The sequence below is a fragment of the Bradyrhizobium sp. NC92 genome (assembly GCF_025200865.1).
Classification (GTDB): domain Bacteria; phylum Pseudomonadota; class Alphaproteobacteria; order Rhizobiales; family Xanthobacteraceae; genus Bradyrhizobium.
In genome coordinates, this window is record NZ_CP104171.1 from 1,391,745 (window position 1) to 1,408,085 (window position 16,341).

General features: G+C 64.0%; 18 protein-coding genes. 13 read left to right on the top strand and 5 right to left on the bottom strand.

Annotated elements, in window-relative coordinates; translation table 11 throughout:
* The first annotated feature begins 4 nt into the window (after nt 1–4).
* Nucleotides 5–418: a VOC family protein gene (locus N2602_RS06530; RefSeq protein ID WP_172784793.1), complete on the top strand. Its 414-nt coding sequence runs from the start codon at nt 5–7 to the stop codon at nt 416–418.
* 104 nt (nt 419–522) lie between these two features.
* Here N2602_RS06530 and N2602_RS06535 read toward each other — a convergent pair whose 3' ends face one another.
* From N2602_RS06535 to N2602_RS06545, 3 genes are all read right to left on the bottom strand, one after another.
* Nucleotides 523–867 (bottom strand): hypothetical protein, encoded by a 345-nt coding sequence (locus tag N2602_RS06535; RefSeq protein ID WP_212254251.1) that lies wholly within the window; start codon nt 865–867, stop codon nt 523–525.
* A gap of 376 nt (nt 868–1,243) precedes the next feature.
* Nucleotides 1,244–1,681: a hypothetical protein gene (locus N2602_RS06540; protein ID WP_172784791.1), complete on the bottom strand. Its 438-nt coding sequence runs from the start codon at nt 1,679–1,681 to the stop codon at nt 1,244–1,246.
* A gap of 164 nt (nt 1,682–1,845) precedes the next feature.
* On the bottom strand, nt 1,846–2,634 hold the full coding sequence (locus tag N2602_RS06545) for an SDR family NAD(P)-dependent oxidoreductase (protein WP_260382115.1): 789 nt from the start codon (nt 2,632–2,634) through the stop codon (nt 1,846–1,848).
* 265 nt (nt 2,635–2,899) lie between these two features.
* On the opposite strand from N2602_RS06545, the gene N2602_RS06550 reads away from it, so the two are divergent.
* From N2602_RS06550 to N2602_RS06565, 4 genes are all read left to right on the top strand, one after another.
* Entirely contained in the window at nt 2,900–3,304 is a 405-nt protein-coding gene (locus N2602_RS06550) for a YciI family protein (RefSeq protein ID WP_172784789.1), read from the top strand.
* A gap of 53 nt (nt 3,305–3,357) precedes the next feature.
* Nucleotides 3,358–3,723: a YciI family protein gene (locus N2602_RS06555; protein ID WP_172784788.1), complete on the top strand. Its 366-nt coding sequence runs from the start codon at nt 3,358–3,360 to the stop codon at nt 3,721–3,723.
* Nucleotides 3,724–3,850: 127 nt separating this feature from the next.
* The gene (locus tag N2602_RS06560) at nt 3,851–4,591 is read left to right on the top strand and encodes a TetR/AcrR family transcriptional regulator (RefSeq protein ID WP_172784787.1); all 741 of its coding nucleotides are present in this window, start codon (nt 3,851–3,853) and stop codon (nt 4,589–4,591) included.
* A gap of 121 nt (nt 4,592–4,712) precedes the next feature.
* Nucleotides 4,713–5,204, top strand: coding sequence for a DUF2852 domain-containing protein (locus tag N2602_RS06565; RefSeq protein WP_260382116.1), 492 nt, complete (start codon nt 4,713–4,715; stop codon nt 5,202–5,204).
* A gap of 160 nt (nt 5,205–5,364) precedes the next feature.
* Here N2602_RS06565 and N2602_RS06570 read toward each other — a convergent pair whose 3' ends face one another.
* On the bottom strand, nt 5,365–6,528 hold the full coding sequence (locus N2602_RS06570; RefSeq protein ID WP_260382117.1) for a fatty acid desaturase: 1,164 nt from the start codon (nt 6,526–6,528) through the stop codon (nt 5,365–5,367).
* Nucleotides 6,529–6,839: 311 nt separating this feature from the next.
* Here N2602_RS06570 and N2602_RS06575 point away from each other — a divergent pair, with 311 nt between their 5' ends.
* Nucleotides 6,840–7,607 carry a DapH/DapD/GlmU-related protein gene (locus tag N2602_RS06575; RefSeq protein ID WP_260382118.1) on the top strand — a complete coding sequence of 256 codons (768 nt, stop codon included), beginning with the start codon at nt 6,840–6,842 and terminating at the stop codon, nt 7,605–7,607.
* Nucleotides 7,608–7,618: 11 nt separating this feature from the next.
* Here the strand turns inward: N2602_RS06575 and N2602_RS06580 are convergent, their stop codons facing one another.
* Complete coding sequence (locus N2602_RS06580; protein WP_172784783.1) at nt 7,619–8,134, bottom strand: DUF2231 domain-containing protein; 516 nt, start codon at nt 8,132–8,134, stop codon at nt 7,619–7,621.
* Nucleotides 8,135–8,540: 406 nt separating this feature from the next.
* Here N2602_RS06580 and tolQ point away from each other — a divergent pair, with 406 nt between their 5' ends.
* The 7 genes from tolQ to pal all read left to right on the top strand — a co-directional run bounded on the left by tolQ (nt 8,541) and on the right by pal (nt 16,317).
* A complete protein-coding gene (tolQ, locus tag N2602_RS06585) occupies nt 8,541–9,257 on the top strand; it encodes a protein TolQ (protein WP_172784782.1) in 717 nt (238 codons plus the stop codon).
* A gap of 43 nt (nt 9,258–9,300) precedes the next feature.
* The gene (gene tolR, locus N2602_RS06590) at nt 9,301–9,753 is read left to right on the top strand and encodes a protein TolR (protein ID WP_025034102.1); all 453 of its coding nucleotides are present in this window, start codon (nt 9,301–9,303) and stop codon (nt 9,751–9,753) included.
* A 4-nt stretch (nt 9,754–9,757) separates the two neighbouring features.
* Nucleotides 9,758–10,717 carry a protein TolA gene (locus N2602_RS06595; protein ID WP_260382119.1) on the top strand — a complete coding sequence of 320 codons (960 nt, stop codon included), beginning with the start codon at nt 9,758–9,760 and terminating at the stop codon, nt 10,715–10,717.
* 41 nt (nt 10,718–10,758) lie between these two features.
* Nucleotides 10,759–12,105: a Tol-Pal system beta propeller repeat protein TolB gene (tolB, locus tag N2602_RS06600; RefSeq protein ID WP_172785222.1), complete on the top strand. Its 1,347-nt coding sequence runs from the start codon at nt 10,759–10,761 to the stop codon at nt 12,103–12,105.
* Nucleotides 12,106–12,358: 253 nt separating this feature from the next.
* A complete protein-coding gene (locus N2602_RS06605) occupies nt 12,359–14,689 on the top strand; it encodes a bifunctional diguanylate cyclase/phosphodiesterase (protein WP_172784779.1) in 2,331 nt (776 codons plus the stop codon).
* A 151-nt stretch (nt 14,690–14,840) separates the two neighbouring features.
* Complete coding sequence (locus N2602_RS06610) at nt 14,841–15,572, top strand: N-acyl amino acid synthase FeeM domain-containing protein (RefSeq protein WP_212254258.1); 732 nt, start codon at nt 14,841–14,843, stop codon at nt 15,570–15,572.
* Nucleotides 15,573–15,828: 256 nt separating this feature from the next.
* Nucleotides 15,829–16,317, top strand: a complete 489-nt coding sequence (pal, locus tag N2602_RS06615) for a peptidoglycan-associated lipoprotein Pal (protein ID WP_018641585.1) — start codon at nt 15,829–15,831, stop codon at nt 16,315–16,317.
* Nucleotides 16,318–16,341 lie beyond the last annotated feature (24 nt).

Consider the following 16,341-nt stretch of genomic DNA (forward strand, 5'->3'; position numbering starts at 1 on the left):
AACGATGCTCAATCCCTATCTGTTTTACCAGGACAATTGCGAAGCGGCGTTCAACTATTACGCCAAGGTTCTCGGCGGCAAGATCGACGCAATGATGCGCGCATCGGATGCTCCGCCGGAGATGCCGGCCGCGCCCGGCCGCGAGAAGATGATCATGCATGCGCGCATGTCGCTCCCCGACGGCAGCGTGCTGATGGCTTCCGACGCGCCGGCCGAGCACTTTCACAAGCCGCAGGGCTTCTCGATCTCGCTCACGGTCAAGGATCCTGCAGATGGCGAGCGCAAGTTCAACGCGCTCGCCGACGGCGGCAGCGTCACCATGCCCTTCAGCAAGACGTTCTGGGCCAAGGGCTTTGGCATGTGCGTCGACAAGTTCGGCATTCCCTGGATGGTGAATTGCCCGGCCGAAGGCATGTGACGGGCGCGAGCGCGATCCGTCGCGTTGCGATCCCCTCTCTCCAATGCTGCGGGAGAGGGGACGTACGCTTCGTTACGTCACGAGTCGATCGGCCGTGTCTCCTCTCACCGGATTGATCCGGTGACGTCCTCTCGCGGCGGCGACGATTCCACGCAGCGAGGACAGATCACGAGCTTGGCGCCGAGCTTTTTGTCGTTCTCCGCCTGTATCTCGTCCTGGACCGCCCACCACGCCTCGGAATATGGGCGCAATGTGCCGAGCACCTTTTCCCGCTCCTGATTGGGATCACTTGCGGCCGGCGCGCCGGTCGTGACGCGCCGCTTGGCGACATGCGGACGGTTCGGATCCTTGCCGAGACCATCCCATGCGATGGCGCGGCGCTCCTGCGCCTCTGCGCAGCCGATCAGCGCTGTGCAAAAAGTAAGCACGATGAAGCCGTGTCGAATCATGCCGGGCTTTTGCCTCCATAAGCGGCGCGCGAGAGACACGCGCCTCATCGGTTCAATGGAACTCAAGGCAAAACAAGCTTGCCGGCATGGCCGAATATGAGTCGTGCTTTCGCATCACTTTGCGGACGCAGTGAGGCGCCGGCTGCATCGCACAACAATTGGCGCAATATTGGGCTGTGATATGCACGTCAGAATCGCTATTGGTGAGTCATAAAAGCTACAAACTGGGATGGACGTCACGTGGAAGGGGAGCGACCGATGGCGGCGGCGCTACAGATCAACTTTGCTCTCTGGGGAATGCTCATTTGCGCCAGCGCGAAGCTGGCGCCGGTGATCCAGACGCTCTTTTGAAAGCGGTTGGCGGCTGCCGGCTGTATCAGCGGCAACGCGGATAGATCGCGGCGAGATCGCGCCCCTTCAACAGGAGCAGCCGCGAGCTAAGACCGCCACGGCGGCTGATCCAGTCGCGCACCGGGCCTGGATAGGCGGCAAGCACCGCGACCGATGCTTCCGGTTCGGCATAGAAGCGGCCGCGCCGGTCCACCGATCGCGCGGCGTGGAAGCCGAGCACGGCGCGCTTGGTGACGCAGATGCGCTCGCCCGGCACGATGCTCAGCACCAGCGTGCAGGCGGACAGGCAGGGGCCGTCGATCACGACGCGCTCGCCGCTCTCGCGCACTTTCTCGAACAGATCGAGGAACGGCCCGACCTGTCCACCCGGGGATTGGATGATGCGGATCTCGGCCGCCGCCGGCGCGGCGACGAGCAGCGCGGATGCAAGCATCAGGGTTTTGAGGAAGGTGATGCGTTGCATGGTACTCTCCACGAACTCGATTCCGGTAGGGTGGGTTAGCCGACGGATGCGCGAAGCGCAGTCCGTTGGCGTAACCCACCATCTTTCTGACCGCGTGAGAAGTGGTGGGTTATGCGCCGCGACCGCGCTTCGCGCAGCCGCAGCGCTAACCCACCCTACAAATTCTACCCGTTGCGCCTCTGCCCGCGCAGCGTCGGCAGGCCGATACCCGCCGCATCGAAGCCGCCGTCCACGGCCAAAATTTGGCCGGTGATGTAGCTCGCGCTGCCCGAGCACAGGAAATAGATCGCTTCCGCGAGTTCCTCCTCCAGGCCGTAGCGGTTGAGCGGAATGGCGTCGTGATAGTCGGCGCGGATTTCCTTGGTGTGCACCTGCTTGGCCATGGCGGTGTCGACCGGTCCCGGCGCGACCGCGTTGACACGGATGTTGAGCGAGGCGAGCTCGACTGCGAGCTGCTTGGTAAGGTGCGCAAGGCCTGCCTTGCTGGTGCCGTAGGCCGAGCGCAGCGTCGAGGCGCGCACGGCCGAGATCGAGGTGACGTTGACGATGGCCCCGCCATTGCCGTCGCGCATCAAGGGCACGGCCGCCTTGGTGCAGAGGAACGGACCGGAGAGGTTGACCTCGAGCACGCGGCGCCAGTCGGCCTCCGACGTCTCCATCAGCGGCGCGAACACTGCGATGCCTGCATTGTTGACCAGCGCATCCAACCGGCCGAACCGCCCCTCGATCCCCGTCATCGCATCGCTGACTGCGGCAGCGTCGGAAACGTCGCAGGTGAGCGCCAGCGTTACCTCGCTCTGGCCGATCTCGGCAACCGCGCGGCCGAGCAGCTCGCCCTCGATGTCGAGCAGCGCCACGCGCCAGCCTTCTGCGAGGAACTTCTTCGCGGTGGCAAGCCCGATGCCGCGGGCGGCTCCGGTGACGAGGGCGACTTTTTGCGTGGCTTGCGGCATCGGCTGATCTGTCCTGTGTCGGGGAGGGGCGTGCGAGAGCGCCGGCCCCTTTTACTGCGCTTTCGTTTCGGCATGAAAGGCCTCGCGCCGTGCCGATCGAGCCCGGTGTGGCCCAGAATGCGCCAGACGCGGCTGCGCCCGCGGCCTCCAAATAATTTCTGTCCCGCTGTCGGCCCGGCAGGAGGTCGTTCGTCTTGGAGGGGAGCGCGGGCCAGCCGTTTCCGCCCGCAGGACATATCGGAATGGACTGACAGCGAGGAGCCCCATGCGATTCATGATGCTGATGATCCCGCTCGGCTACGAGAATGCGCCGCCGGAGGTGCAGCTCGATCCCGAGCGCGTTGCGGCGATGATGCGCTACAACGAGGCGCTGAAGGATGCGGGCGTGCTGATCACGCTGGACGGACTGCACCCGCCGTCGACCGGCGCGCGCGTCTCGTTCGCGACCGGCAAGCCTGTGGTGACCGACGGGCCCTTCGCGGAAGCCAAGGAAGTCCTGGGCGGCTATTGGATGATCGAGGTCGCTTCGCGCGAGGAAGCGATCGCGTGGGCCAGGAAGTGTCCGGCTTCGCCGAACGAGATCGTCGAAATCCGGCAGGTGCACGAGATCGCCGATTACTCGCCCGAGGTGCAGGAGATCCTCGCCGGGTTTGGCGACCTGAAGACGTAGACGACACAGCCGCTGCGTGATGTCCCCAATCTTTCAACCCCCAGGAGAAAACCATGAGCACCGAACACAAATTCCTCGCCATCTATCTCGGCAGCACGACCGGATCGAAAATGGCGGCGTGGCGCGCACTGCCCGAGGCCGAACGGAAGGCGAAGGAGCAGGAGGGCATGGCGGCCTGGCAAGGCTGGGTCGAGAAGCACAAAGCCGTGATTGTCGAGATGGGCGGCCCGCTCGGCAAGACCCGCAGGATCGACGCCAATGGCATCACCGAGATCAGCAACGCGCTGACCGGTTTCACGGTGGTGCGCGCCGCCTCGCAGGAGGACGCTGCAAAGCTGTTCGAGAACCACCCGCATTTTGCGATCTTCCCGGGCGAGGCCATCGAGGTCATGCCCGTGCTCCCGATTCCGCAGATGTAGCTTCCGGCGATCGTCATTCCGGGGCGGCTCTTCGAGCCACTTCGGAACGACTGCGGAGACTACGGGGTTAATCATGCCCCATCGCCGCTAGTGACCTTCACGCCCGGCTCATGTAAAGGTCGTTCACATGAGCTGGCGCAAGGAGCAGCGCCGCGCCGAGCGCGGCTATCACCACGGCAATCTGAAGGAAGCCCTGTTGCAGGCGGCCCTCGGGCTGATCGCCGAGAAGGGGGCTGCCGGCTTCACCTTCGCCGATGCCGCGCGCATGGCCGGCGTCAGTGCGGCGGCGCCCTATCGGCATTTCCGCGATCGTGAGGAGCTGTTGTCCTCGATCGCGCAGCGCGGCTTCGAGCAGTTCGAGGCGCGCCTGTCCGCGGCCTGGGACGACGGGCGGCCCGATACGGTCACCGCGTTCGAGCGCGTCGGCAAGGCCTATCTCGCCTTCGCCCGCGAGGAGCCGGCCTTCTACAATGCGATGTTCGAATCTGGCGTGCCGGTCGATGCCAATGCCGCACTTCAGGCGGCCAGCGAACGCGCCTTCAACATCATCCGAGCCGCAGCCGAGCGGCTCGCCGCGCTGACGCCACCCGGCACGCCCCGACCGCCGGCCATGATGATGGCGCTGCACATCTGGTCGATGGCGCATGGCGTGGCCTCGCTGTTCTCGCGGGGCGATGCCGCGCGACGCAAGCTGCCGATGTCGCCGGACGAGCTGCTGGAGGCCGAAGTGCTGATCTATCTGCGCGGCCTCGGTTTCCCGACCGACCGCCGTCCTGCGGGCAAGGGCGCCGCGCCGCCGCCGGTGCCGCCGGAGGCTCCCTCCGGTTCGGGCGTCCCGCCCGGCGGTCCCTGGGGCAAGCCGAAATAAGATTGCGCGAATAATCACGCGGGCGTGTCTGGCGGCCAGCTTGACAAAATCGCGGGATAGTCTAGCTATGTAAATGTTATTTACATTCACAACGGCGCAGTTGCCGTGATGGAGATGGGAAATGGCCTACACCGCTGATGTCAATCGATGGCGCGGCCCTTCGGACCAATACCAACAGTACGAGCGCCCCCGCATGCTCGATACGCCCTGGCATCCCGGCTGGATCGCCGTGACCATTCTCGGCTTCATCATCTGGTGGCCGATCGGACTTGCCCTTCTCTTTTTCACACTCGGGAGCAGAAGAATGTCGTGCTGGAGCCACCACGATCGCTGGCAGAACAAGATGGAAAAGATGCAGTACAAGATGGATCGCATGCGCGACCGCATGGATCGCCGCGGCTTCGGCTTTGGCTTCGGCCCGCCGTCCTCCGGCAACCGCGCCTTCGACGAATATCGCGCCGAGACGCTGCAGCGCCTCGAGGAAGAGCAGCGCGAGTTCAAGGATTTCCTGACCCGCCTGCGTCACGCCAAGGACAAGGAAGAGTTCGACCAGTTCATGGCGCAGCACAAGACGCGTCCGACCCCGCCGCCGACCGACCAGCAGCAGGGTTGATCCGAAGAAGTCCACCTCTCAAAGCCTTCAGGCGCATGCCCCCAAAGTCCTGATGGCCCCGAGCCGCCCGCCTGCGCAACCCGCAGGCGGGCGGTTTGGTTCTTGGGGGGAGTGCGGCTGGGCAGCCGCGACGTTCAGATGGCCTTGCAGGTCACCCTGGTCAGCGCGCGGTGGCGAGCTGCGCGCGAACCGACGTCAGGAAATGCTCGTAGGCGTGGTCCACAATCTCGTTGAGCGATCGCGTTCGCGCGAACATCGCCCTGGCTTCGGCGAGAAACTCGTCGCGGGTCGGGATCTTCGGCAGATGCAGATGCGTCAGCGCATCGACGCTCTCGTGGGCGCGATTAAAGATGTCGTGCAGCGTCGGCAGTTGCAGCTGGGCCATGTCGGCCCTGTGCAGCGCCGACGAGATCGCGTGCGCCAGCGCGTGAGCGTCGAACTGTCCGGCGAGCTGGCGGGCTGCCCTGTTGATGACCCGTGCGCCGAGCTGCTGCTCGTTGCGCAGCACCAGTTCGGGCGGCGCCTTCATGTTCCAGACGATGCCGAACCAGGACAGGACCTTCAGGATGTAATAGGTCACGTCGACCTCCCACCAGCGAAAGCCTTGTCGCACGCTGCTCTGGTAGGCGTGGTGATTGTTATGCCAGCCCTCTCCCAGGGTGAGTAAGGCCAGCAGCCAGTTGTTGCGGGAATCGTCGCCTGTCACGTAGCGCTTGCGTCCATGGACATGGGCCAGCGAGTTGATGCAGAAGGTCGCGTGATAGACCAGCACCGTGCTCCAGAGGAAGCCGACGATCAGACCTGACCAGCCCGCAACCAGGAAGCAGAGCGCTGCAAGCACGACGGCCGGCAGAAGCTCCAGCCGATGCAGCCACATCAGCTCCGGATAGACCGTGAGATCGCCGACCTTCACGAGGTCGGTCGCGTCGTGCTGCCGGTAAAAAATCCAGCCGACATGGCTGTACAGGAAGCCGCGTTGGCGCGGTGAGTGCACGTCCAATTCGGTATCGGAATGGAGATGATGGTGCCGATGCTTGGCCGCCCACCATAGAACGCTCTTCTGTGCGCTGCTCTGCGCGAGACAGGCCAGGATGAATTGAAACGCGCGCCCTGTCGCAAAGGCCCGATGAGAGAAATAGCGGTGGTAACCTGCCCCGATTGCAAACATGCGCACGACGTACAACGAACCGCAGATCGCGACGGCCTGCCAGGTGACGCCCGACCAGATGGCCGCGAAGCAGCCGAAATGGACCAGCACGAACGGTATGGCGGAGGGGTACATGACGTCGTCATGGTGGTCGTCGGCGAGCGCGTTGGGCGACATGTCTTGGCGTGACCTTGGGTGAGGGGGATCGGGTATTCGCATCGGCCGCGCAGGACGTCGGGTGCGAAAAACCCGCGGATGGCGGACCACCGCAGGGGCTTGAGATGCTCTGCGTGTACATCCCCGGCCAACGCAGCGCCGGCCGAATAGCAAGCGAACTATATGGTCGCGGGTGCCTGGCATGCAAGCTCGTAGCCTCACGGGGAGCTGCGGCATGCTGTTTGGGGGCCACGCGTGCGCCGTGGCGCGGGGGCCAGCCACGTCCTATATTCGGCACCTGAGTAGGACGCGCAAGAATACCGGAGGCGGCAATGGCGGAAGCTGCGATCATGGCGAGCGACAGCCTCTGGCGGAGACTTCGCAGCGAGGCGCAGCGCGCGGCCGCTGCCGATCCCGTGTTCGGCAAGGCGCTCGCCGGCGCCATTCTCGCTCATGATAATTTTGCCGCAGCCTTATCCGATCTGATCGGCCAGCGCCTCGGCAGCAATGCCGCCGAACGCGCGCGCTTCGCATCCTTTGCCCGCGACGCCTTTCACGGCGAGCCGGACCTGATCGAGACCGCCAGCCGCGACTTGCAGGCCATCGCATCTCGCGATCCCGCCATCGCCGAGCTGCTGCCGCCCTTGCTGCACTACAAGGGCTACGTCGCGCTGCAAGCCTGGCGCGTCTCGCACTGGCTGTGGCATCGTGGCCAAATCGATGCGGCGCTGCTGTTTCAGAACGAGGCGTCGAATGTCTTGCAGGTCAGCATTCATCCGGCCGCCAGCATCGGATCGGCGGTCTATCTCGACCACGCCACGGGCATCGTGATCGGCGCCAACGTCGTCATCGGCGACGAGGTCACCATCCTGCAGAACGTCAGCATCGGCCGTCGCAGCGAGCTGCCGACACGCTCGCCGCGGGTCGGCCGCGGCGTCTTCATCGGATCGGGCGCGACCATTCTCGGCGACATCGCTATTGGCGATTTTGCCAAGATCGGCGCCGGCACGGTCGTGACGCGCGACATCCCCGCTGGCTGCACGGCGGTCGGCAATCCCGCGCGGCTGACCAACTGCCCCGAGGCAGCATCGGCCGCCTGAAGGGCCCTCGCTTACGCGGCGCGGCGATGTTCGCCGCCGTGATGCGGGTTGACCGGCTCTGAGCTGGTCTGGCCCGGCGCATCCAGCACCGCGACGTGGTGGCGGTAGACCATCTCCCAGCCCTTCCATCCGGTGAACAGGAGGATGCCGACCACGACCAGGGAGAGCACGACGCCCCACGGCTTGATCGACGCCTCCGCGCCTTGGGCGTAGCGGAGATAGAAATTGACCAGGGCCAGCACGACCGCGGCGAGATTGCCGACCATGTGATACCAGGCATCGTTCAGGCGACGGATGCGGGGCTCGCTGAAGAAGTCGGTGAAGCCGGCTGCGGCGGCAACCAGCGCCATGACGACGCCGGCGCCGATCAGCCACATCGCGGCGCGCGCCCAGAAACTGTCACCGGTTCCGATGAACGCCAGATCGGCGATGGGCGCGCCGACCAGGAACGCGACCGGGAACGGGATGAGCATGGGGTGGAGCGGGTGATCGCCGATGGCGGCGGTCGTCTTGGGGTTGATGGACATGGCAAGACCTCGCTGAAAGTGATTTTCCGGACAATTTTTGGGGCGAAAGCTGGTTCCTCCGGCCATACCATGGACGCGGAACCCGTGCCGATCCCCCTGCACGGCCTAGGTTTCCCGCAGCCAAATGCGCCGCCGGTAACCCCGCATTAACCATCGGCGGGCTCTGGTAAGGCTGGACAGGCGTGCCCGGAGCCCGACGTCAAGGCCTGGGGTCAAGGCCCCTTAGTTTTGACATCTTGGCGGGGAATGCAGGCGGCCGGCTTTGGACTAGCCCTGCACCCCAGAAAGACAAGGCTTTGAGCGGGCTTGCCGGCCGCGCGGGTCCAGCGCGGCTGTTGGGGAATACCGGCTGAGATTTGCTGGCCGAAGGACATTAGGTAACGATCGCCTTGAGAGGATACTGCTTATGAATCCGGCCGAATTGGCTCAGTCAGCCCTTCCGGTTGCTGCCTCCGCCGACGTGTCGCTGATTGCGCTGTTCTGGCAGGCTCACTGGATCGTGAAAGCGGTGATGCTGGGACTTCTGTCCTGCTCGGTCTGGGTCTGGGCGATCGCCATCGACAAGATCTTTCTCTACGCGCGCACCCGCCGCTCGATGGACCGGTTCGAGCAGGCGTTCTGGTCCGGCGAGTCGATCGAGGAGCTCTATCGCACGCTGTCGGCCAAGCCGACGCATTCCATGGCGGCCTGCTTCGTGGCGGCGATGCGCGAGTGGAAGCGCTCGTTCGAGAGCCATGCCCGCTCGGTCGCAGGGCTTCAGATGCGCATCGACAAGGTGATGAACGTCTCGATCGCGCGCGAGGTGGAGCGGCTGGAACGGCGCCTCTTGGTGCTCGCGACCGTCGGCTCCGCCGGCCCCTTCGTCGGCCTGTTCGGCACGGTCTGGGGCATCATGTCGAGCTTCCAGTCGATCGCGGCGTCGAAAAATACCTCTCTGGCGGTGGTCGCCCCCGGCATCGCCGAGGCGCTGTTTGCGACCGCCGTCGGCCTCATCGCCGCCATTCCTGCCACTATTTTCTACAATAAGTTCACCTCCGAGGTGAACCGGCAGGCCCAGCGGCTCGAGGGCTTTGCTGATGAATTTTCAGCCATCTTGTCCCGTCAGATCGACGAGCGGGGCTGAACGACGGCATGTATAGTGTGAAGGGCAATTTGGGCACGCGATCATGGCCATGAACGTTGCGAGTTCGTCCGGCGGCGGCGGGCGCCGCGGCCGGCGCAAGCCGGTCGTGGCCGAGATCAACGTCACGCCGATGGTCGACGTCATGCTGGTGCTGCTCATCATCTTCATGGTGTCGGCGCCGATGTTGACCGTCGGCGTGCCGCTCGACCTGCCCCAGACCCAGGCCAAGAGCCTCGAAAACAACGACCAGAAGCCGATCCAGATGTCGGTCGACATCAAGGGCAAGGTGTTCATCAACGATACCGAGATTGCGCTGAACGAGCTGATCCCGAAGCTGAAGGCGATCACCGATGCGCGCGGCGGCCTCGAGGAGCGCATCTATCTGCGCGCCGACAAGAAGGCGGATTACGGCACCGTCGCCAAGGTGATGGGCCAGCTCTCGGGCGCCGGATTCAAGAAGCTGGCGCTCGTCACGGAAGCGGATCAGGGGTCTTGAGGCCGTGAAGGTGAACGTCGACAAGACACTCGTTGCGTCGATTGCCCTGCATGTCCTCGTGCTGGGATGGGGGCTCGTCACCTTCAGCAGCAAGGCCTACATCGCGCCGGAGGAGTCGCTTCCGGTCGACATCATCTCCACCGATCAGCTCGCCAAGATGATGGCGGGGCAGAAGACCGGCAAGAAGGAAGAACCGAAACCCAAGGTCGAGAAGATCGCCGAACCGAAGCCCGAGGAAGACGCCGTCGGCAAGGTCACCGAGAAAAAAGAGCTGATCAAGACCAACTCGCAGCCGGAGCCGCCGCCGAAGCCCGTCGAGAAGCCGGTCGAGAAGAAGCCGGAGCCGCCCAAGCCGGTGGCGGAAGCCAAGCCGAAGGAAGAGCCGAAGCCGCAGGACAAGAAGCCTGATCCGGCCAAGGAAGATCCGATCGCCGAGCTGCAGAAGAAGATGGAGACCAAGAAGCCGCCGCCGAAGCCCGTGGAGCAGAAGGTCGCGGCGGTGCAGCCGCAGCAGCAGCCCAAGCCCAAGGAGCGCACCTTCGATCCCGCGCAGATCCAGCGCGACCTCGACAAGCGCGCCGCGACCCGGCACGAGCTCGCCGGGTCGACGCTGAACGCGTCGGCATCGCTGGGGGCGGCGACCGGGACGGCCGCCACCAATGTCGCGACCTGGCGCGGTGCATTCCAGGGCGCCGTCAAGCGCTGCTTCACCCCCACCTATAACGGGCAGGATGCCGATCAGTACGAGGCTGACATCGACATTCCCATGAAGATCGACGGATCGCTCGCCTCCGAGCCGATCGTCGTCGCAGTGCGTGGACCGTCGCGGTCGATCGCACAGGCGGTGGCGGAGAGCGCCAAGCGTGCCATCGTGCAGTGCCAGGTCTATTCCTTCATGCCGAAGCAGCAGTACGAGAGCTGGAAGCTCATTCCGATGACTTTCGGCCTGAAAGATATGTTGTGACATCCGAACAAAAGAATTTTGCGATGAATGACGTGAGCTCGATGAACCGCCGCCGCTTCATGACCCTGACCGGATCGACGCTCGCGATGCTCGGGAGCGGACGCGCCTTCGCTCAAGGGCAGGAGGGGCGCCTGCGCATCGATCCCACGGCATTCCAGCCGATCCCGATCGCGATCACCAGCTTCCTGCCGGGCTCGCCGTCCGACGGCGACGTCGGCAACGGCGTCACGCAGGTCATCACCAACAATCTGAAGCGCTCGGGCCTGTTCGCGCCGATCGACCAGGCCGCCTTCATCGAGCGCATCAGCAACATGGACGTCGCGCCGCAATTCCAGAACTGGAAGACCCTCAACGCGCAGGCGCTCGTCACCGGCCGCATGACGCGGCAGCCGGACGGCCGTCTCAAGGCCGAATTCCGTCTGTGGGACGTCATCTCCGGCCAGCAGCTCGCCGGCCAGCAATATTTCACCTCGCCGGAATATTGGCGCCGCATCGCCCACATCATCTCCGACCAGATCTACGAGCGCATGACCGGCGAGAAGGGCTATTTCGACAGCCGCGTCGTGTTCGTGGACGAGACCGGGCCGAAGGAGCGCCGCGTCAAGCGGCTCGCGATCATGGACCAGGACGGCGCCAATGTGCGCTATCTGACCCGCGGCTCCGACCTCGTGCTGACGCCGCGCTTCTCGCCGAACTCGCAAGAGATCACCTACATGGAGTTCGGCCAGGGTGATCCGAAGGTCTATCTCTACAACATCGAGACCGGCCAGCGCGAGATCGTCGGCAATTTCCCCGGCATGACCTTTGCGCCGCGCTTCTCGCCGGACGGCCAGCGCGTCATCATGAGCCTGCAGCAGGGCGGCAATTCCAACCTGTTCGTGATGGATCTGCGCTCGCGCTCGACCACGCGTCTCACCGACACGCCGGCGATCGACACCTCGCCGTCCTATTCGCCCGATGGCAGCCGGATCTGCTTCGAGTCCGATCGTGGCGGCAGGTCGCAGATCTACGTGATGAGTGCGGGTGGCGGACAGGCGCAGCGCATCTCCTTCTCCAAGGATGACACCAACGCCAGCTACTCCACCCCGGTGTGGTCGCCGAAGGGCGATTACATCGCCTTCACCCGGCAGGGCGGCGGTCAGTTCGCGATCGGCGTCATGAAGCCCGACGGCTCGGGCGAGCGGCTGCTCACCTCCGGCTTCCACAATGAAGGCCCGACCTTCTCGCCGAACGGCCGCGTGCTGATGTTCTTCCGCGATCCCGGCGGCAACGGCGGGCCGTCGCTGTACTCGGTCGACATCTCCGGCCGCAACGAATTGAAGGTGCCGACGCCGGGCTTCGCCTCGGACCCGGCATGGTCGCCGCTCTTGTCCTCGACCTCGGGCTGACGACATCTGAAACATCGCGCGTTCAGACGCGCGATGTTTTCGAAAAAACGCGCCGATTTTTCCGCGTTCTCTACGAAGGGCAACACTTCCTTCACCTTGGGCCCCGGCGAGAGTTTCCTACCTGCCTGATATATCAGGCGAAAGCCATTTCGTCGTTGCCGAAAACAACTCGACTTTAACGATGTTCCCTCAGAAAGGCTTCACCTGAAGTGGGTAAAAGTACGCGGCAAACAGGACGCGCGTACAAACACCAATGCAGTTCGCAAGCCAGAGCAGAGAGCCGGACCAGGCCTCGCCGACGATCTCGGCGGCGCTGACCGATTCGCTGTTCGAAGCTCCCGGCACGGTGCTTACCGGCATTGTGTTCTCGGCATTCTCGGCCTCGCTGACGGCGCTCAAGACCGGACAGGTGCTGCTCTGGGGCTTTGTTCCGCTTCTCATTCTTGCGGGAGCTATACGCGCTTTCGATCTCAGTCGATACCAGGCTCAAAAATCGGTTCTGAGCGCCGAACGAGCGGCGCGTTGGCAGAAGCGCTACCAGATTGGAGCGCTCATTCAGGCGGCCGTAATCGGTCTCTGGTGTTCCACGACGCTGTTGAGCAATGAAGATGCCGTCGCCCACATGATTGCGCTCTCGGTCACCACCGGAATCGTGGCGGGAGGGGCCGGGAGAGCTTATGGACGGCAGTGGATATTTCGTCTGCAAGCCACTCTGATCTTCGGACCGGCCGTGATCGCGCTGGCGCTGCACCGCACGCCCTATTACGTCGCGATGTCCGTCGTCTGCGCCGCGTTCCTCCTTTCGGTCATGCGGCTGTCCGGCAATCTGCACAAGATATTCTTGCGCGCGGTTGTCGCACGCGAACGCGAGGCTGCGCTCGCCGGCCAGTTCGACACGGCGCTCAACAACATGCCGCACGGGCTCTGCATGTTTCGCATCGACGGCCAGCTCGCGGTGATGAACCACCGCTTTGCTGCCATGATGAAACTGCCCGGCAATCTCACCCAGAGCAGCATGACAGCGCGCGACATCGTCGCCGCATGTGTCGAGGGGGGATCGATCTCGGCCGCGAGCGGCGCTGCGATCATTGCCGATATCGAAAACGCGCATGCGAAAGAGATCATCACCGCCGACCCCGATTCACAAAGGAACCGTTCGCTGTCATGGACCGTACAGCCGATGGCTGACGGCGGTGCGGTGGTGCTGCTCGAGGACATTACGGAGCGGCGCACGGCGGAGGCCAGGATCAGCCATCTGGCCCGCTTCGACGATCTCACGGCGCTGCCGAACCGCGTCAGCTTCCGCGACGAGATCGAGCGACTGCTGGCGAGCACGCATCATGCCGAGCGGCTCTCCGCACTGCTGTTCATCGATCTGGACCAGTTCAAGCAGGTCAACGACACGCTCGGCCATCCCTGCGGCGACCAGCTCCTGTGTGCGGTGGCCAACCGCCTGCGCGAGATGCTGCGGCCCGAAGATTTCGTCGCCCGCTTCGGCGGCGACGAGTTCGTCGTGTTCCAGCAGAACCTCGCTTCGCCGGAGGACGCGGCGGCGCTCGCCCGCCGCATCGTAGAGCGGCTGAGCGAGCGCTATCGCATCGACAATCACCTGGTCGAGATCGGCGCCAGTGTCGGCATCGCGCTGACCTCGCCGGATGGCACCAGCGCCGACACGCTGCTCAAGAATGCCGACATGGCGCTGTACCGTGCCAAGGCCGACGGTCGCGGCACCTTCTGCTTCTTCCGCGACGAGATGGCGGCGACCGTCGAGGCCCGCCGCATCCTCGAGCTCGACCTGCGCAAGGCGCTCGCCAACGAGGAGTTCGAGCTGTTCTATCAGCCGCTGGTCAATCTGAAGTCCGGCAAGATCACCACCTGCGAAGCGCTGCTGCGCTGGAATCACCCGGTGCGCGGCACGGTGTCGCCGATCGACATCATCCCGGTCGCGGAGGACATGGGCCTGATCGTCGATCTCGGCCGCTGGATCCTGCGCCGCGCCTGCGTGGAATGCATGAAGTGGCCGGAAGGCGTCAGCGTCGCCGTCAACTTCTCGCCGCAGCAATTCCACCAGCGCGACGTCCTGAGTGAAATCCGCTATGCCCTCGAAGTGTCGGGCCTGCCGGCGCATCGGCTCGAGATCGAGATCACCGAGTCTTCGCTGTTGCGCAACACCCAGCTGACGCACGACATCCTGTCGCAATTGCACGCGCTCGGCGTGCGCATCTCGCTGGACGATTTCGGCACCGGCTATTCCAGCCTCAGCTATTTGCACAACTTCCCCATGCAGAAGGTGAAGATCGACCGCTCCTTCCTGGAAGGCATCGACTCGGACCGTCCGCTGACGCTGCTGCGGGGGGTGGCGCGGCTATCCGCCGACCTCGGTATGTCGGTGGTGGTGGAAGGAATTGAATCCAACGAGCAACTCGAGCTCATCAACGCCGACGGGACAGTGACCGAAGCGCAGGGATACCTGTTCAGCCGGCCAGTCCCTGCCGTGCGCATTCGTCAGCTGCTCAATGCCTCCTACGGCGTTCGCGGCGGCAACGATCAGTCCCTCGCAGCTTCGGCGCGATCGATCGCCTGACCTCCCTTCCGACTTCACAAAGGCTCTTCTTGTCGGTGTTTTTACGGGGCGCAAAAGGTTAACCCTAACGTTTCTAACGCTTTGCAATTTCTTTAAGGAACTATTAACTTGTGCTCACTCGCAGAAGTTGCTTGCAGCGTAGGGGTTATCGATGAAGTCCGGGGCCGAACCGCAAACGGCGCTTGTTCCACGCGGAGCCGCGCTGTTTGAGCGTGTGGATTATCGGCTCATCGAAACGGAAGAGGACAAGGATCGCCTCCATCGGATGCGTTACCATGCCTATTTGCACGCCGGGCTGATTCCGCCGTCGGAATCCCAGCGGGTGACCGACCGTTTCGACGACGCGCCCAACGTCTGGAATTTCGGAGTCTACGTCGACAACGAACTCTGCAGTGCCGTCCGCATCCACGTTCTGACATTCGAATGGCGGATGTCCTACACGACCGAGGTGTTCGGTGACGTGCTGCATCCCCGCCTGGACCGGGGCGAGGTCTTCATCGACCCCTGTCGATTCGTCGCTGATCCGGAAATGCAGCAGCGGTTCCCCGAACTGCCTTATCTGACGGTGCGGCTTCCCTTCGTCGCCTGTGAGCACTTCAACGCCGATGTCGGACTCTCGATGGTGCGCACCGATCATCAGGCGTTCTACCGCCGCGTGTTCCTGTCCGAGACTCTCACCGAGCCGCGTTCATTTCCGGGCTGGCCGACCAAGAAAGCCGTCCTGATGGCTTCGGACTATCCTAGAGTCCGGGAAAAGATCCTCACGCGTTTTCCCATCATGCGATCCAGTGCGTTCGAGCGGCGGATGCTGTTCGAACGTAGCGCCCCCCGGATTGCCCCATCGCGGCCGGTTCTCGTTGCCGGCGCGGCTGCGCCGGCCTGAACCCTTCAGTCCGTGAGCGGCTTCAGCCGCTCGGCCGCCGGGGTCGATCCTGGCGGAACGGTGTTTTGATCATCGACCGGCTTGCCTTCACCCTCGCGCCACATTTACAACCCATTAACCATGGCGTTTGCTTTTCGCTGGTTGGGGGCATTTGACCGGCTGTGGCAAGGTTCCGTCAAGGTTGACGGAACGTTCGCTTAACCAACCCCCTGTAGACCGGACAGCAGTGGACTAACGTGAGCGTGGAGGCTCCGGAATGAAACATCCTATGCGTATCCTCCAGGGATTGAAGCTGGCCGCGGTGCTCGCCGTCGCGCTGTCGATGGGCGCCTGCGCCAACAAGAATGCCGCGACGGATGCGATGGCCAATGCGGCGACGCCGGGCAGCCAGCAGGACTTCGTCGTCAATGTCGGCGACCGCGTGTTCTTCGAAAGCGACCAGACCGATCTGACCCCGCAGGCGATCGTGACCCTGGAGAAGCAGGCGCAGTGGCTCCAGACCTATCCGCGCTACTCCTTCACCATCGAAGGTCATGCCGACGAGCGCGGCACCCGCGAATACAACATCGCGCTCGGCGCCCGGCGTGCCCAGTCGGTGCGTTCGTTCCTCGCCTCGCGCGGCATCGACCCGAACCGCATGCGCACGATCTCCTACGGCAAGGAGCGGCCGGTCGCCGTCTGTAACGACATCTCCTGCTGGTCGCAGAACCGCCGCGCAGTCACTGTCTTGAACGCGAGCTCCTGACGATCGGTCAGGTCGCGGGCGGTC

Coding starts and splice junctions, on each gene's coding strand:
- N2602_RS06530 (WP_172784793.1), top strand. CDS start 5: ATGCTCAATCCCTATCTGTTTTACCAGGACAATTGCGAAGCGGCGTTC.
- N2602_RS06535 (WP_212254251.1), bottom strand. CDS start 867: ATGATTCGACACGGCTTCATCGTGCTTACTTTTTGCACAGCGCTGATC.
- N2602_RS06540 (WP_172784791.1), bottom strand. CDS start 1,681: ATGCAACGCATCACCTTCCTCAAAACCCTGATGCTTGCATCCGCGCTG.
- N2602_RS06545 (WP_260382115.1), bottom strand. CDS start 2,634: ATGCCGCAAGCCACGCAAAAAGTCGCCCTCGTCACCGGAGCCGCCCGC.
- N2602_RS06550 (WP_172784789.1), top strand. CDS start 2,900: ATGCGATTCATGATGCTGATGATCCCGCTCGGCTACGAGAATGCGCCG.
- N2602_RS06555 (WP_172784788.1), top strand. CDS start 3,358: ATGAGCACCGAACACAAATTCCTCGCCATCTATCTCGGCAGCACGACC.
- N2602_RS06560 (WP_172784787.1), top strand. CDS start 3,851: ATGAGCTGGCGCAAGGAGCAGCGCCGCGCCGAGCGCGGCTATCACCAC.
- N2602_RS06565 (WP_260382116.1), top strand. CDS start 4,713: ATGGCCTACACCGCTGATGTCAATCGATGGCGCGGCCCTTCGGACCAA.
- N2602_RS06570 (WP_260382117.1), bottom strand. CDS start 6,528: ATGTCGCCCAACGCGCTCGCCGACGACCACCATGACGACGTCATGTAC.
- N2602_RS06575 (WP_260382118.1), top strand. CDS start 6,840: ATGGCGGAAGCTGCGATCATGGCGAGCGACAGCCTCTGGCGGAGACTT.
- N2602_RS06580 (WP_172784783.1), bottom strand. CDS start 8,134: ATGTCCATCAACCCCAAGACGACCGCCGCCATCGGCGATCACCCGCTC.
- tolQ (WP_172784782.1), top strand. CDS start 8,541: ATGAATCCGGCCGAATTGGCTCAGTCAGCCCTTCCGGTTGCTGCCTCC.
- tolR (WP_025034102.1), top strand. CDS start 9,301: ATGGCCATGAACGTTGCGAGTTCGTCCGGCGGCGGCGGGCGCCGCGGC.
- tolB (WP_172785222.1), top strand. CDS start 10,759: ATGAACCGCCGCCGCTTCATGACCCTGACCGGATCGACGCTCGCGATG.
- N2602_RS06605 (WP_172784779.1), top strand. CDS start 12,359: ATGCAGTTCGCAAGCCAGAGCAGAGAGCCGGACCAGGCCTCGCCGACG.
- N2602_RS06610 (WP_212254258.1), top strand. CDS start 14,841: ATGAAGTCCGGGGCCGAACCGCAAACGGCGCTTGTTCCACGCGGAGCC.
- pal (WP_018641585.1), top strand. CDS start 15,829: ATGAAACATCCTATGCGTATCCTCCAGGGATTGAAGCTGGCCGCGGTG.